11 protein-coding genes are annotated in these 16,068 nt (G+C 70.7%); 7 read left to right on the top strand and 4 right to left on the bottom strand.

Going from position 1 to position 16,068, the window contains the following annotated elements; genetic code table 11:
- Together GTW40_RS11845 and GTW40_RS11840 are read left to right on the top strand one after the other, a co-directional pair.
- A partial coding sequence (locus tag GTW40_RS11845; RefSeq protein WP_161180132.1) for a winged helix-turn-helix domain-containing protein occupies positions 1 to 535 on the top strand: 535 nt, incomplete at its 5' end.
- A gap of 190 nt (positions 536 to 725) precedes the next feature.
- Positions 726 to 2,300, top strand: a complete 1,575-nt coding sequence (locus GTW40_RS11840) for a DUF1996 domain-containing protein (protein ID WP_161180131.1) — start codon at positions 726 to 728, stop codon at positions 2,298 to 2,300.
- Between the two features lie 115 nt (positions 2,301 to 2,415).
- On the opposite strand, the gene GTW40_RS11835 is transcribed toward GTW40_RS11840, so the two are convergent.
- The gene (locus GTW40_RS11835) at positions 2,416 to 2,820 is read right to left on the bottom strand and encodes a hypothetical protein (RefSeq protein WP_161180130.1); all 405 of its coding nucleotides are present in this window, start codon (positions 2,818 to 2,820) and stop codon (positions 2,416 to 2,418) included.
- 140 nt (positions 2,821 to 2,960) lie between these two features.
- Here GTW40_RS11835 and GTW40_RS11830 point away from each other — a divergent pair, with 140 nt between their 5' ends.
- The 5 genes from GTW40_RS11830 to GTW40_RS11810 all read left to right on the top strand — a co-directional run bounded on the left by GTW40_RS11830 (position 2,961) and on the right by GTW40_RS11810 (position 8,234).
- Positions 2,961 to 3,479: a tetratricopeptide repeat protein gene (locus GTW40_RS11830; protein WP_343245668.1), complete on the top strand. Its 519-nt coding sequence runs from the start codon at positions 2,961 to 2,963 to the stop codon at positions 3,477 to 3,479.
- A gap of 30 nt (positions 3,480 to 3,509) precedes the next feature.
- Positions 3,510 to 5,429, top strand: coding sequence for a hypothetical protein (locus tag GTW40_RS11825; protein ID WP_161180128.1), 1,920 nt, complete (start codon positions 3,510 to 3,512; stop codon positions 5,427 to 5,429).
- Positions 5,430 to 5,507: 78 nt separating this feature from the next.
- Entirely contained in the window at positions 5,508 to 6,413 is a 906-nt protein-coding gene (locus GTW40_RS11820; RefSeq protein WP_161180127.1) for a metal-dependent hydrolase, read from the top strand.
- A complete protein-coding gene (locus GTW40_RS11815; RefSeq protein WP_161180126.1) occupies positions 6,410 to 7,468 on the top strand; it encodes a PDR/VanB family oxidoreductase in 1,059 nt (352 codons plus the stop codon). The genes GTW40_RS11820 and GTW40_RS11815 overlap by 4 nt, the downstream gene beginning before the upstream one ends.
- A gap of 67 nt (positions 7,469 to 7,535) precedes the next feature.
- Positions 7,536 to 8,234, top strand: a complete 699-nt coding sequence (locus tag GTW40_RS11810; protein WP_161180125.1) for a TetR/AcrR family transcriptional regulator — start codon at positions 7,536 to 7,538, stop codon at positions 8,232 to 8,234.
- Positions 8,235 to 8,246: 12 nt separating this feature from the next.
- On the opposite strand, the gene pulA is transcribed toward GTW40_RS11810, so the two are convergent.
- The 3 genes from pulA to GTW40_RS11795 form a co-directional block, all read right to left on the bottom strand.
- Complete coding sequence (gene pulA, locus GTW40_RS11805) at positions 8,247 to 13,643, bottom strand: pullulanase-type alpha-1,6-glucosidase (RefSeq protein ID WP_161180124.1); 5,397 nt, start codon at positions 13,641 to 13,643, stop codon at positions 8,247 to 8,249.
- Between the two features lie 218 nt (positions 13,644 to 13,861).
- Positions 13,862 to 15,193 (bottom strand): alpha-amylase family protein, encoded by a 1,332-nt coding sequence (locus GTW40_RS11800; RefSeq protein WP_237525463.1) that lies wholly within the window; start codon positions 15,191 to 15,193, stop codon positions 13,862 to 13,864.
- Positions 15,194 to 15,397: 204 nt separating this feature from the next.
- The coding region (locus GTW40_RS11795; RefSeq protein ID WP_161180123.1) for a DUF3459 domain-containing protein at positions 15,398 to 16,068 on the bottom strand (671 nt) is incomplete at its 5' end.

Below are 16,068 nucleotides of genomic sequence, written 5' to 3'. Positions count from 1 at the left end.
GGCCCCGGCCCACCCCGTCGGCGCCGAGCACCCCCGGACCACCGTCGCGGACCTCCTGCCGCCGGGCGCGACCTGGCTGCCCGCGCCGCCGCACACCCTGCCCGACCTTCCAGGGCGCCCGCCGATGATCGGCTACCTGGTCCTCGTACCGGCCGACCAGCGCCCGCCGTTCGCCCCGGTCACGGTCCCCGACCGAAGCATCCTCGATCGGGCCGTCCCCGACCGGCCCGCCCCCGCCGAGGGCGCCCCGCTGGTACGGATCGACCCCACGCGCCGGACCGCCTCCGTGGAGGGGCGCGAACTCGACCTCACCTACCTGGAGTTCGAGCTGCTGGCCCATCTGGTGGCGCACCCGCACAGGGTGCACACCCGCGACCAACTGGTCACCACCGTGTGGGGGTACGGCCATGTCGGCGACGGCCGCACCGTCGACGTGCACATCGCCCGAGTGCGCCGCAAGCTGGGCATTCACCGGCACACCATCCAGACGGTGCGCCGCGTCGGCTACAAGTACATTCCGCCGACCGGCGGCTGAGCGGACCCGCAGTGGGAGAAAAAATCAACTCCCGCTGCTCAGAGGGCATTTGAACACCCCAGTCGGGGTAGTTCTCTGAATTATTTGTGAGAAGGCTGAACACCTCTGAGGCGGCGTCCGTATGGATGGACGCCGCTTCACTCCTGTCGGGCGCCTCGATGCTGCCCCGCAAGGAAGTCAGAGGAGTTCCATGGGACGCAACACACGTAAACGCCGTACGCCGCTGGCCTTGAAGGTCACCGCCGCATCGGCGGCCCTAGCGCTCGGTGGGGGCGGGCTTATCTGGGCGAACTTCTACGCCTCCGCACACGAGAGCAACGGTGGCAAGTGGGGAGGCAACTCGACCAAGGCCGCCGCCGCCCAGGTGGCGACCATCTCGTGCCCCGATGTCGGCCAGAAGCTCACCAACGTGCCGAACCAGGCCCGCAAGGACGTGGACGGCGAACTGGCAAACCTGGACCGCCAGATCACCGAGGCCTACCAGCGCCTGGCGACCACCCGCGACGCCCAGACCCGCGACGCGAGCTTCGTCCAGAACACGATCCTCCAGCCGCTCAAGGAGCGCCGCCAGAACATCCTGGACCGGATCAAGCTGGAGATCACCCGCGTGGGCGGTACCGCCCCCGGTGATCTGGACACCCTGGCCAACTGCACCGGCACGCCCGCCGACCAGACCACCCCCGGTGGCCAGAACGGCGGTCAGCAGCAGGGCGGTCAGAACAACGGCGGCCAGCAGAACACTGGCGGCCAGGGCCAGAACGGTCAGAACGGCCAGCAGGGCGGCGGCCAGAACAACGGCGGCCAGCAGGGCAACGGCGGCCAGCAGGGCGGCATCGGCGGCCAGGCCGGCAACGGCCCCGTCGCGGCCGACTTCGTGGACATCACCAAGGTCCAGCCGAACGTGAAGGCCAAGCCGCGCAACAGCCGCAACGCCTCGCGGGGCACCTTCACCACGCGCTGCGGTGTGAACGCCAACAAGAACCACAACACCGACAACGTCATCGTGGCGCCCGGCGTGAAGAACGGCGCGCACCACCTGCACGACTACGTCGGCAACCAGAAGATCGACGCCTTCGCCAGCAACGACACGTTCCTGCAGGGCGGCAGCAGCTGCCAGAACAAGAGCGACCTGTCGTCGTACTACTGGCCGGTCGTCCGGGTCCAGGACGGTTCCCAGGACTTCGACCAGAACAACGACGGCGGCGGCAAGGAGGGCAACGTCGGCAAGATCCTGACGCCCGTCCAGGCGCAGATCAAGTACGTCGGCAGCCCCACCGGCAAGGTCGTCGCGATGCCGCAGTTCCTGCGGATCATCACCGGTGACGCCAAGACCACCACCAACGGTCTGGCCAACGCCAACGCCCACTGGAGCTGCACCGGGTTCGAGAACAAGGTCCAGCTGACGGAGCAGTACCCGATCTGCCCGCAGGGCAGCAAGGTCGTGCGCACGTTCGCCTTCCAGAGCTGCTGGGACGGCCAGAACACCGACAGCGCCAACCACCGCACCCACGTGGCCTTCGCCGACGCAGGCGGCAACTGCCAGAACGGCTTCAAGGCGATCCCGCAGCTGACGATGCGTCTCGTCTACAACATCACGCCGCCCACCCTGGCCAACGGCCAGGTGAAGAACGCGTACGCCGTGGACGGTTTCCCGGAGCAGCTGCACAAGGCCGCGACGGACCACGACGACTTCATCAGCATCACCCAGGGCAATCTCGCCAACAAGATCGCCAACTGCGTCAACCGCGGTCAGAACTGCTCGTGATCCCCTGATCCCCCCACCCGGGGAACACGAGTAAAGGCCGGTGACGGGCCCCACCCCGTCACCGGCCTTCGCCGTGTCCGTTCCCTCCCGGCGTCTCAGCCGGTGTGCGCGTACGTCAGCCGGTGTGCGCGTGGTGGTCGGTGCCCACCTCGAGGTCGCCGCCGAGCGTTCCGCGCAGCGCCTTGACCGTGCCGTCCTCGCCGACGGCCACCCACTTGCGGCCGACGAGGTAGAAACCGCCGTAGTCCTTCGCGTCGTTGATCCACTCGCGCTGGCCGCGGTCGGTGGCGAAGGTGGCCAGGACGAACTTGCCGTCCTTGTTCTTGCACAGCGCCTGCCGGATCTCGTCGGCGTCGGTCTGCATGTCCGGGGTGCACTTGACCTCGGCGGCCAGGCTCTCCAGGCTGCCGGTCGCCGTCACCGGCACCTTCTTCTCCTGCGGTCCGGACCCGCAGCCCGCCAGTGCCAGTAGGGCCACCGCGGCACTCGACGCGGCGAGCGCCGCCCTCGTCACCTTCATCTGCACTGCTCCTCCGGTCCTGGTACGCCACATGCCGCACGGGGCCCCCGACGCGGGGGCCCGTACCGACGGATACGGCTGCGGGCGCCGCACCGCTCAAATCCGGTGCGAAAGCGGATCACTTGTGCGAGGGTGACGCGGTGAACAAGGATTGGGAAGAGCGCGTGGACACCCTGTGGGCCGGTTTCGCGGACCGTCCCGAGGAGGAGGCTCCGGTCTTCCGCGCCGAAATAGCCGCGCTCACCGCCGAGTTGCCGGAGGGCAGCCCACTCGCCCCCTTCGAGGAGGCGTGCGCCTGGGACTCCACCGGCCACTCCGACAAGGCGGTGCCGCTGTACCGGGAGGCGCTGGAGCGCGGGTTGCGCGAGGTGAGCCCGTACCGGGCCCGCCGGACCGCGATCCAGCTCGCCAGCTCCCTGCGCAACACCGGGCAGGCGGAGGAGGGCGTACGACTCCTCACGCCCGAACTCGACGCGCAGTCCGACGAGTTGGACGACGCCGTACGGGCCTGTCTGGCGCTGTGCCTGTCCAGTGTGGGCCGGGACCGCGAGGGGCTCTCGCTCGTGCTCGGCGCGCTCGCCCCTCATCTGCCGCGCTACCAGCGGTCGATGGGGAACTACGCGCGGGCGCTGGTGCCCGAGTCACCCGCCCGGCGGTAACCCACGGGCGTTTCGCTCGTTCTCCCCGATGTGCAGTCACAGGATGTAGCCCAGCGTCACGCAGCCACCCACGGGGGCCGGGGTCCCGCCGCCGATGTCGAGCAGGCCGAGGCCGCGCTCGTCGAGCACTATCCGCGGCTGGTCCGGCTCGCCTATCTGGTGCTGGCGCCCGAACTGGGGCGCGGGCGCCGGGTGCTGACCGCCCACGCGCTGGCCCAGCGGGCGCTGCCGACGGGGCGCAAGCAGCGTTCCCTGATCCCGGCTCAGGCGTCGGGGCGGGACGGCGATCCGGCGTACGGCTTCGTCCGCGAGCGGGTGCTGCGCTCCGCCCTGGAGGCGTGCCGACCGCGCAAGGGGCTGCCGAAGCGCTCGCAGCTGCCCGCCCTGCTGCCCCGGGCGTGGGGCCTCAGGCTGTTCCCACGCTCCGGCGGCGCCCATGAACTCGCCCTGGAACAGCGGCTTTCCGCCCTGTCCGCACCGGCCCGCGCCGCCTATGTGCTGCGCGGTCTGGAGGGGCTCGCGGACGACGACGTGCGCAGGATCCTCAAGTCCGCCGGGGTGACCCGCGTGGAGTCGGCGCTGTCCGAGGCGAACGGCGTGCCCGCGCAGTACGCGCTGCTGTCCTCACCGGAGTTCGACGCCTGCTCGCTCCAGGCGCGCCCCACCGATCTGATGCGGCGCCGCCAGCACACCAAGGCGGCGCTCGCGGCGGGCGCCGCGCTCCTGGTGTGCTGTGCGCTGGTGGCGATGCCCGGCGGCGGCTGGGGCCCCGAGGGTCCCGCCGCCCCGTCGTACGCGGCCAACCCGGCCGCCGAGGCCGCCCTGGACCCGGCCAGGCTCACCCGGGTGACCCCGGCGGCCTGGAAGACCTCGGCGCGCACCGACTTCTCGGTGTGGCCAGCGCGCGGCCCGCTCACCGGCGACAAGGACCTGCTGCGCCGCGCGCTGGCGGTCTGGGCCCGTCCCGGCGCCACCGTGCGCGTCTCGGCGACCCCCGGCACCCAGACCGGCGGCCCGGCCGGACCGCCCCAACTGCTGTACGCGGGCCAGGTGGACGCGGCCCGCGTGGTGATCCTCTACGACGGTCTGCGCATCGCCCGCTACGCCGAGCCGGTGGACGGCACCGAGGGCGCCGCCCTCGACTTCGCCCGGGTGGACCGCGCGGACCGCGCCGAGTCGAGCGCACTGGTGCTCGGCCGCGCCGACGGCAACGTCCGCTATCTGACGGCACCTTGGGTGAAGAGGGCATCGGAACGCGACCTCACCAAGCCGGAGTCGGCGCCCCACGCGCTCACCGTCACCGACGGCGTGACCTCCCCGCTGGCCAGCCCTGTGCTGCGCACCGGGAGTTGCACCTCGTGGAGTGTGCTCCAGCTGACCGACCGCACCGGCACCCGGCTCGCCACCGACCTCGGTGAGCTGGTCCCCGCGCACCTGACCGCCGGGCGGCCGGGCGCGTCCGAGGAGGCGTCCGGCGCGGAGGGGCTGCGCGACTGGGCGCCGTTCGCCTGCTCGCTGGCCACCGAGCGTTCGGCCGGTATCCGCGAGGTGAACGCGTGGGCGTACGCCGAGCAGCCGCTGCCGGACGCGGGCGGGAACGGCACCTGGGTCTGCACCCGGGCGGAGACCTGGCGCGGCGACGGCACGGCGGCGCTCGCCCAGTTCCGTACGCCGGGCGGGGCAGCCGGGGCGGTCGTGGCCAAGGCGACGGACACCACGGCGTGCGGTCCGCGTGAGCCGCAGGTGCTGGCCGGGGTGCTGTGGAAGTCCGGTACGGGTGCCTGGTACCTGCTCGCGGCGGGCAGCGAGGACGTCGGATCGGTCCGGGCGACCGGCGGGGTCAAGGCCGAGGGGACGGGACGTCTGCTGGCTGCACCCGCCGAGCGTGGCGCGCAGGCCGATCTCAAGGGGACGCTGACGAGCGGGCGGGAGATCAACGGACTCGGGTGAGCGCGCTTGCTGACAGGACAGTCAACAAGCTCTGTTCCAGGGGTTCTCAGGCGACCCGCACCTCAGTACATTGACGCCATGTCTAACAAGCAGGCCGGGCCGGTGGAGTCCGAGCGCATCGCGCTCAAGGCCCGCAACGTGTCCTTCTCCTGGGCGGACACCCCACTGCACTGGGTGCCCGGCGACCCGTTCACCACGCACACCATCAATGTGCTGCATCTGCTGCTGCCCGCCGGCGAGCGCTGGTTCGTGCACGTCTACAAGCAGGCGCTGCCGCTGATCCGGGACGAGCGACTGCGCGAGGACGTCATCGGGTTCATCGGGCAGGAGGCGATGCACTCCCAGGCCCATGACGAGGTGCTGCCGCATCTGCGCGAGCAGGGGCTCGACCCGACGCCGTACACCGCGCAGGTCGACTGGTTCTTCGAGAAGCTGCTCGGAGACCGCACCCTGCCGCCCGGCCGGGCCCGGCGCTGGTGGCTCCTGGAGCGGATCGCGCTGATCGCGGCCATCGAGCACTACACCGCGTTCCTCGGCGACTGGGTGCTGAACGCGGCCGAGCTGGACCGCCGGGGCGCCGACCCGACCATGCTGGACCTGCTGCGCTGGCACGGCGCGGAGGAGGTCGAGCACCGCTCGGTCGCCTTCGACCTCTTCGTGCACGTGGACGGCGACTACCGGCGCCGGGTGCGGACCTGGGCGCTGGCGTTCTCGGCACTGCTGTTCCTGTGGCAGCGCGGGGCCCGCTTCTTCATGGAGAACGACCCGACGCTGGTGGACGGCAAGGCGTCGTTCGCGGAGTTCTACCGGAGCGGCCGCCGGGGCACGCTGCCCGCGACGGGCGCCCTGCTGAAGTCCATCCCGCGCTATCTCAGCCGCGCCTACCACCCCTCCCAGGAAGCCTCCACCGCGCAGGCGGTCGCCTATCTGGCCGCCTCCCCCGCCGCTCTGGCGGCCGAGCAGCACGAGAAGGAGGCGTCGTGACGCCGAGGCCGCGCACGCTCCTGCTGTTCGCGGGCGGTGCCGCCGCCCTGCTGACCCGGCGGGCGCTGCGCCGCCGGGTGCGGAGGTCGCCGCTGTGGCCGCTGCCCGCCCTCGACCCGCCGATCTCGGGCCGTCCGCGCACGGGGGCGCTGCGGCTGCTGCTGACCGCGCGCGAGGAGGTCGCCGAGGGCGTGGTGCGGCTGCGCCTGGAGGGGGGCGGACTGCCGCCGTGGGAGCCGGGCGCGCATCTGGACCTGGTGCTGCCCTCGGGTCTGGTCCGGCAGTACTCGCTGTGCGGCGACCCGGCGGACCGCGGCTCCTACACCGTGGCCACGCGGCTGGTCGCGGACGGGCGGGGCGGCTCGCGCGAGGTGCACGAGCAGCTCGCGGAGGGGATGGAGCTCCAGGTGCGCGGGCCGCGCAACCGCTTCCCGCTGGTCGGGGCGCCCGCGTACGTCTTCGTCGCGGGCGGGATCGGCATCACCCCCGTCCTGCCGATGCTGCGGGCGCTGCCCGAGGGCGCCGAGTGGCGGCTGCTGTACTGCGGGCGGTCGCGGGACTCGATGCCGTTCCTGGACGAGGTGGAGAAGCTGGCGGGCGACCGGCTGACCCTGGTCGCGGAGGACGAGGAAGGACGCCCCGACCTGGCCGCGCTGTTCGCGGACACGGTGCCCGGCACGGCGGTCTACTGCTGCGGCCCCGAGGGGCTGATGGACGCGGTGGCGGAGCGGCTGCCCGAGGGCGCCACGCTGCACCTGGAGCGGTTCGCGCCACGTACGACGGCCGGGGGCGACAGCGCGTTCGAGGTCGAACTGCGGCGCAGCGGAACGACGTTGACCGTCCCGGCCGACTCCAGTGTGCTGGCGGCCGTACGGCGCGAGCTGCCCGACACCGTGTTCTCCTGCGAGCAGGGTTTCTGCGGGACCTGCCGGCAGCGGGTGCTGGAGGGAGAGGTGGACCACCGGGACGAGCTGCTCACCGACGCGGAGCGCGCCGACTCCATGCTGATCTGTGTGTCCCGGTCCAGAGGTGAACGTCTGGTGCTCGACATGTGACGGAAGTGCGCATCCCGATGCGGAACCGGATCATCCAACTGCCGGTTCCGATCGGTAAGGTGGGTGCATGAGCACCGGGGTTCGCCGCAGGATGGGCGTCGAGGAGCGACGGCAGCAGTTGATCAAGGTCGCACTCGATCTGTTCAGCCGCCGCTCGCCCGACGAGGTCTCCATCGACGAGATAGCGTCGGCGGCGGGCATCTCCCGCCCGCTGGTCTACCACTACTTCCCCGGCAAACTCAGCCTGTACGAGGCCGCGTTGAAGCGCGCCTCGGAGGATCTGGCGAGCCGCTTCGTGGAGCCGCTCGAAGGCCCGCTGGGGCTGCGGCTGCTGCGGGTCATGCGCCGCTTCTTCGACTTCGTGGACGAACACGGCCCCGGTTTCTCCGCGTTGATGCGCGGTGGCCCGGCGGTCGGCTCCTCGGCGACCAACGCCCTGATCGACTCGGTGCGGCAGGCCGCCTACGAGCAGATCCTCACGCACCTCGGCATCGAGGACATCGCGGCGGCTCCCCCGCGTCTGGAGCTGGTGGTGCGCTCGTGGATCTCGCTGGCCGAGTCCACCGCGCTGATCTGGCTGGACGGCAGACGGGTGCCGCGTGCCGAGCTGGAGGTCCAGCTCGTGGACGACTTCGGCGCGCTGGCCGCCGTGAGCGCGGCGCGGGACGCGGAGATGGCCGCGCTGGTGCGGTCCCTGGTCAAGGACGAACCGGCCGACGGTCCCTTCGCGGAACTCGCCGGCCGGCTCATCGCCCTGGCGTCCTGAACGCCCGCCCGGTTACCGGGTGAAGACGGCCACCGTCCGCGCCGGGACACTGAAGGTGCCCGAACCGGCCTGGTAACTCGCCGACTTGACCACCTGGTCCGCGCCGGACGCCTGCACCGGGTGCAGCCGGTAGCGCGTCCCCGCGAGGGCGGTCACCTTCTGCTCCTGGCGCTCGGGCGTGGCGTTGAACACCACGACCAGATCACCGAGTCGCATGGTGATCACGCCGGGGGTCTCGTCCTTGCCGGACAGCGGGAAGGCGAGTGCGTGCTGCACCTGGTCCGCCGTCGCGAGCGAGAACGCGGGCTCGGTGGTGCGGATGCGCAGCAGGTCGCGGTAGGCGGCCGAGGTCCCCGTGATCTGCGGGCAACCGACCTTCACCTGAGCCAACAGCGGTGTGGCGTACGGCCACTTGGGCTTGTTGTCGGCGGCCGGGGGCAGCCCGCGCCCGAAGCCGTTGCCGTCGGCGCAGTTCCAGTGGATGGCGTTGAACCAGTCGCCGCTGTCGAAGGAGTTGCGGTCGAGCGACTTCGAGCGCAGCAGGTCGGTGCCCGCCTGCGAGAGCGCCGGGCCCTGGGAGAGTGCGGCGGTGGCCATCGCGAGGACCTGCATCCTGGCCCGGTCGGACGCGCCGGTCCCGGCGGGCAGCTTGAAGGTGAGGGCGTCGAACAGCGACTCGTTGTCGTGCGCGTCCGCGTAGGCGAGGGCGTCGCCGGGTGCGTCCGCGTATCCGGCGGGAGCACCGTTGTAGTCGACCTCGGCGCCGGTGACCGCCTTGCCGTCGGTGTCGGTGAAGCGGTACTTGGCGAGGTTGCCGCTCAGGCCCACCTTGATCAGGTCCTGGTAGTGCAGCAGCCGGGCCTTCTGCTCGGCCGGAGTGCCGTTCGCCGTCGAGGAGTTGGGGTCGGTGTAGAGGCCGGAGGCGAAGCCCTGGACGCCGGGGTCGTCGTCGAAGGGACCGCCGCCGCGCACCGCGTCACGGGCGCGGTCGGAGAAGGTGGCGATGCCGGTGCCCGCCATGTTCTTCTGCGTGGCCTGCGTGAAGCGCGCGTCGTCCGCGACCTCCCCGAAGTTCCAGCCCTCTCCGTAGAGGATGATCTTCTTGCCGTCGACACCGTCCTTGGCGAGGGTCAGCCCGTCCAGCGCCTTGCGGACGGCGAGGATGTTGGCCTTGGGGTGGTGGCCCATGAGGTCGAAGCGGAAGCCGTCGACCTTGTACTCCTTGGCCCAGGTGACGATCGAGTCCACGACGAGCTTGCCCATCATGGCGTTCTCGGTCGCGGTGTTGGCGCAGCAGGTGGAGTTGGCCACGCTGCCGTCCGCGAGGAGCCGCTGGTAGTAGCCGGGCACGACCTTGTCGAGCACCGAGGTGTCGGCCTGGCCGCTGGCGGCGGTGTGGTTGTAGACGACGTCCATGACGACGCGCAGGCCGTCCTGGTTGAGCCCCTGCACCATCTTCCGGAACTGCACGGTGCGTCCGGTGCCGTCGGGGTCGGTGGCGTACGAGCCCTCGGGGACCGTGTAGTGGTACGGGTCGTAGCCCCAGTTGTAGGCGTCCTTGGCGGCGGTCCTCGCCACGCACTCCTGCTGCTTGTCGGAGTCGGCCGGGTAGGAGGCCAGGTCGCAGTCCGGAGTGGCCTGGTCGGCCTTCTTCTCGGGGATGGTGGCGATGTCGAACGCGGGCAGCAGGTGCACGTAGGACGTGCCCGCCTCGGCCAGCGCGCGCAGGTGCTTCGAGCCGTCGCTGTTCTTGTCGGTGAAGGCCAGGTAGGTGCCCCGGTCCCCGGCCGGGACGGTCGGGTCGGCCACCGAGAAGTCCCGGATGTGCAGCTCCTGGATCTGCGCGTCCCGCAGCGGTACGGCCCTGGGCTTCTTCAGGTCCGTCCAGCCCTTGGGGGCGAGCGAGCGGTCGGCCAGGTCGACGACGAGGCTGCGCTCGGAGTTCGCGGTCAGGGCGACCGAGTAGGGGTCGGTGACCTTGTTCGTGACGATCTTCCGGACGCTGGGCGCCCACACCGTGACGGCGTACCGGTAGGGCTTGCCCTTCCAGGACGCGGGACCGGTGACGGACCAGACGCCGGTGGCCGCGTCGCGGTGCATGGCCTTGAGCGAGCCGTCGAGTTCCAGGGAGACGCTCTGGGCCGTCGGCGCCCACACGGAGAGGGTGGGCTTTCCGTCGTGGAAGACCGGCCCGAGGTTCGCCTTGGTGGCGCCCGGATACAGGTCGTCCAGCGCCCCGGCGATCTGCACGCCGGTCGCGGCGAGCACCGCGCCGTTGGCGGCGCGCTGGGAGGCCACGAGCTGGCCGGTCAGCGCCTCGCGCACCCGCTCGCGGTCGCGCGGGTCGACGGACCAGGCGGTGTAGTCCTTGAGGTGCGGGAACTTCGCCTTCTGGGCGTCGGTGAGGGTGGTCTTGTCCATCCGCAGCCAGCGCTCGTCGTCGCTGGTCAGGGCGGAGTCCTTCACGGCGATGGAGCCGTCGTGGGAGGCGAGCAGCTGGGTGGAGGCGGCGCCGTCCACGCCGTTCCAGGCGACGGTGTTCCGGTCGATCCAGACCGCCTTGGCGGTGGTCAGGTCGAGCGCGGCCGCGCTGCCCTTGGGCTGCGGGAGCAGATAGGTCTCCTGGCCGTTCAACAGCCACACCTCGTGGCCGTTGGCGGTGAGGTCCAGGGACTGGTCGGTGGGCAGATCCTTGTCGTCGCCCTTGTGGATGATGTAGCTGAGGCTGGTGGCACCCTCGGTGAGCGGCACCTCGTAGACCGCGCCATAGGCGTCAGTCTTCACCGGCTGCAGGGGCTTCGACCAGTCGGTGGGGTTCGCGGCACCCGTCCAGACGTGCAGGCCCCAGCCGTCGTAGTTCCCGTCGGCGCGGTGGTAGTGCAGGACGGCCTTGCCCTTGTCCTGGGCCGGGTTGTCGGGGTTCTCGGTGAGCACCTCGGGCTTGCCCTGCTCCAGCCAGACCTCACCCGTCTTGGTGACGTCGATGGACCGGTCGGCGGAGACGTCCTTGTTGCCGTCCTTGTCGACGACCAGGAAGCCCACGTTCGAGGCGCCCGGCTTCAGCTTGACCCAGGCGAAGGCGCCGTAGGCGTCGCGGCCCGTGAAGGCGTGGCCCGTGGGCCAGGGGGTGGACTCGCCGTCGGCGATGTCGCCCCAGGCGTAAAGGCCCCAGTTCGCGTAGTCGCCGTCGGCACGCTTGTAGTGGACGACCGCGTAGTCCCGCGAGGAGGCCGAGGGCGTCTCGGGCGCGGCCGGGGTGCCGGTGGCCGAGGCGGCCTGGGCGCTCGCGGTGCGGCCCGCGGAGTCGATCACGACGGCCTTGTAGCGCAGGGCGGTACCGGCAGGCACGTCCTTGCCGATGCTCTGGGTCACCTTGTACGGCGCGTGGTCGGCCGAACCCAGCGTCTTCCAGGGGCCGTTGCCGACCTGCGCGGCGAAGACGACGCGGTTGAGCTGACCACCGTCCACGTCGGCGCCGATCTCGACCGTGCCGGTGGCTCCGGCGGCCGGGGCGGTCAGGGTGACCGACGGCTTGGCGGCGGCCTTGGCGAGCGGGCTGGCGGCCTTGTAGACCACGGCGGACTCGGCCGGGACGGTCACCGTAAGCGTGCGGTCGGCGTCCGTCCGCACCGTGCCGTGGGCACCGTAGAGGCCCTGGTACGTCATGCGGGCGGAGCCGGTCGCGAAGGTGGCGGACTTCGCCTCACCGGCGTTGTTGACGGCGACGACGTACTCGGCGCCGGTGCGCGCGTCCGTGCGGGTGAAGGCGTAGACACCGGCGCCGTCGGCGGCGTAGCGCTCGGTCTGCACGCCGTCGGTGAGGGCCGGATTGGCCTTGCGGAGCCTGGCGAGGGCCGCGATGTCCTGGTAGAGCGGCGCCTTGGTGTCGTAGGCGTCGCTCGCGTGGGTGCGGCTGGTGCCGATCTCGTCGTCGTCGAGGTAGTCGGCGACCTTGGAGGCGAACATGGTCTGGCGGGCGTCCTTGTCGCCGCCGGAGCCGGTGAAGCCCTGCTCGTCGCCGTAGTAGACGACCGGGTTGCCGCGGCTGAGGAACATCAGCTGGTTGGCGAGGCGGTCCTTGCGCAGGATCTCGGCGTCGGTGGCCTTGGGGTTGTCCTGCTTGAGGAAGTACCCGATGCGGCCCATGTCGTGGTTGCCGAGGAAGGTGACCTGCTCGTAGGCGTTGGCCTTGTCGGTCGTGTACTTGTAGTCGTCCCCGAAGACGCCCGCCAGCTTCTTGGCGCTGGCGCCCTGGGACGCGTAGGCGCGGGCCGCGTCCTGGAAGGGGAAGTCGAGGGTGGCGTCGAGGCGGCCCTGGGTGACGTACGGCGAGGTCACGGACGTGTCGGCGGAGTAGACCTCGCCGAACATGAAGAAGTTCTTCCGGCCCTGCGCGGCGGCGTACTTGTCGAGCGCGGTGGCCCACTGGGTCCAGAACGGCATGTCGACGTGCTTGACGGTGTCGATGCGGAAGCCGTCGACCGCGAAGTCCTTCACCCAGCGCTGGTAGATCTTCTCCATGCCGGTGACGACCTCGGGACGCTCGGTCCACAGGTCGTCCAGGCCGCCGAAGTCGCCGTACTCGGCGGACTCGCCCGCGAAGGTGGAGTCACCCCGGTTGTGGTACATCGTCGGGTCGTTGAGCCAGGCCGGGACCTTGCTCTCGCCGGTGACGACGGGGGTGCGCGGGAAGGACGAGGTGTCCACGGCCGGGAACTTCTTCTTCCCGTCCGCGTAGTCGGAGTCGTCGAAGGGGCGGCCGTCCTTCGTCAGGTACGGGAAGGCGCCCTTGGAGAGGTAGTCGTGCGACCCCTCCTTGTAGTCCACGACGTCGGCGGTGTGGTTGGTGATGACGTCGAAGAAGACCTTCATGCCCTTGGCGTGGGCCTTGGCTATGAGGCTCTTCAGGTCGGCGTTGGTGCCGAAGTGCGGGTCGACCTGGGTGAAGTCGGTGATCCAGTAGCCGTGGTAGGCCGCCGAGGCGTCGGCGCCGGTGCCCTGGACCGGGCGGTTCTTGAAGATGGGGGCGAGCCAGATGGCCGTCGTCCCGAGGCCCTTGATGTAGTCGAGCCGGTGGGTCAGGCCCTTGAGGTCGCCGCCCTGGTAGAAGCCCTTGTCGGTGGGGTCGTAGCCGGTGCTCATGCGCGAACCGGTCAGGCCGCCGCGGTCGTTGCCCTTGTCACCATTGGCGAAACGATCCGGCATGACGAAGTAGAACTGCTCGCGGGTGTCGTCGTGCCGGGCCGGCTGGGCGGCCAGGGCCGCGTCCGACGGGGGCGCGGGCGGGGCGTCCGCGTGCGCCGCAAGCGGCGGTACGAGGGCGGCGGCGAGGGCCACGGCGACGACGGCCGCGGCTCTCCTCCGGATGGGGGTGGGGCGCGACCGGCGCGCCTGCCAACTCGGTCTCACGGGCACAGACTCCTTGCGCTCACGGCTCGTTCGGGTCCGGCCCCTGGACACGGCTTCGTTGCCGGACGCCGCGCGACCGTACCGCCGCCGCAAGCCTTGCTGCAAGACTCTTGAAACCCGAAGAAAGAAATTTCATCCCTGAACGACGGACGAACCGCCCGTATACGACGGGCGGTTCACCGGTGAAGCCTTCAACGCGTCTGGGGAGCGGCCCGCGTTCAGCAGCTGGACTTGCCCGCGTAGAGCGCGAGCGCGGTGTTGGCCCCGAGCGTGGCCGTGAACTGGCCGCTCGAATTCACCGTCACGCTCGTGTTGTTCTGCACGTTGCAGTACGTGCCCGCCGCGAGCGAGGTCTGGTAGGTGCGGGTCAGCGACGAGGTCTCGTGGTTGATGGCCACATACCCCTTGTTGCCGCGCCCGAAGGCGATGGCGTCGTTGCCGTTGTCCCACCAGTTGGAGACCGCCTGGCCGCGCGTGGCGTTGCGGAAGGCGACCATGGACTTGATCTCCGGCCAGGCGTGCTGGCACTTCCAGCCGTCCTGCCAACAGGCGTTGACCTTGCCGTTGTTGGGCGGACCGGCGTCCACGTCCGACCACTCGTAGGCGGAGTTGATGTCCGGGGCGCCGTAGGGGTAGGCCAGCATGAAGACGTTGGCCAGCGTGTAGTTGGCGCCGTCCTTGTAGTTGAGGGTGCTGCCGTTGCGCTCGGTGTCATGGTTGTCGACGAAGACACCGGCGACCGAGCTGCTCATGTAGCCCCAGCCCTCGCCGTAGTTCTTCAGATAGGCGAGGTTCTCGTTGTTGAAGACCCGCTTGAGGTCGTAGGCGTAGCGGAACTCCTGGACGTCGCCGTTGCCCGTGTACTCGGTGGGCTGGACGGCCTCGCCCGCGCCGTAGATGACCTCCTGCTTCCAGTACACGGAGGGGTTGGTCAGCCGGGACTTGATGTTGGCCAGGTCGGCCGCGTCGATGTGCTTGGCCGCGTCGACGCGGAAGCCGTCCACACCGAGGGAGAGCAGGTCGTTCATGTACCCGGCGATGGCCTTGCGGACGTACTCCTCGCCGGTGTCCAGGTCGGCCAGGCCGACGAGTTCGCAGTGCTGGACGTTCCAGCGGTCCTGGTAGTTGGTGACCTGGGAGGTGCAGTCGTCGAAGTCCGGCGGGGAGTACAGGCCCGGGTAGTTGTACTTCGTGTACGACGAGCCGCCGGTGCCGGTGCCGCTGCCCGCCGCCATGTGGTTGATCACGGTGTCGGTGACGACCTTGAGGCCGGCCGAGTGACACGTGTCGACCATGTTCTTGAAGGCGGTGCGGTCGCCGAGACGGCCCGCGATCTTGTAGGAGACGGGCTGGTAGGAGGTCCACCACTGCGAGCCCTGTATGTGCTCGGCGGGCGGGGAGACCTGGACGTAGCCGTACCCCGCGGGGCCGAGGGTGGTGGTGCACTCCCGGGCGACGGAGGCGTAGTTCCACTCGAAGAGGACGGCGGTGACGTCCTTGGTGCCGGGCGGCGAGGCCTCTGCGATGGTCGGGTTCATGCCAAACGACATGCCGAGCGAGACCGTTGCCGCGAGGGCGAACGCCGTGGGGAGGGTTCTGCGTCGTGCCATGTGGGGGTTTCCTTCGTCGTTGAAGGCTTGAAGGCGCTTGCTGAAACATTTCAGCAAACTTGCGGTGACGCAGATGTTAAAGGCCCGCCGCCTGAAAAGGCAGCGGGCCGAGGGAAGTTGATGCAGGAACTTTTCGTAAAGGCGTCAGCCGGTGGTCCACCACACGGTGGTGTCGGCCGGGAGCACGGCCTCCGCGCCGTCCACGGTGACCTCACCGCTGGCGAGCAGCACCCGGCCGTGGGACGGCACGGTCACCGGGGCGGCCGTGGTGTTGGCGACGCACACGAACTCCCCGCGCCGGAAGGCCAGTACGCCCTCCGGGGCGGTCAGCCAGTCCACCGACTCGCCCGCGCCGAGCGAGGGCTGCTCGCGGCGCGCGGCGAGCGCGGCGCGGTACAGCTCCAGCGTCGAGTCCGGGTCGCCGGTCTGCGCCTCCACGCTCAGCTCGCCCCAGCTCCCCGGCTGCGGCAGCCAGCTGCCGCCCGCGCCGAAGCCGTACGACGAGCCCTCGCGGGTCCACGGGATCGGCACCCGGCAGCCGTCGCGGAAGCCGTCCTGGCCCGCGCCGCGGAAGTAGGCCGGGTCCTGGCGCACCTCGTCGGGGAGGTCCACCACGTCGGGCAGGCCCAGCTCCTCGCCCTGGTAGAGGTAGGCCGAGCCGGGCAGCGCCAGCATCAGCAGGGTGGCGGCACGGGCGCGGCGCAGACCGAGCTCGCGGTCGCCCTCGGTGCGGATCTGGGTGCCGAGCCCGGACGGGTTGGCGAAGCGGGTGGCGTGCCGGGTCACGTCGTGGTTGGAGAGCACCCAGGTGGCCG

It is taken from the genome of Streptomyces sp. SID4985 (genome assembly GCF_009863025.1).
GTDB lineage: Bacteria > Actinomycetota > Actinomycetes > Streptomycetales > Streptomycetaceae > Streptomyces.
The sequence above is the reverse complement of the archived record's forward strand: the minus strand, read 5'-3'. Positions and strand labels throughout refer to the sequence as shown.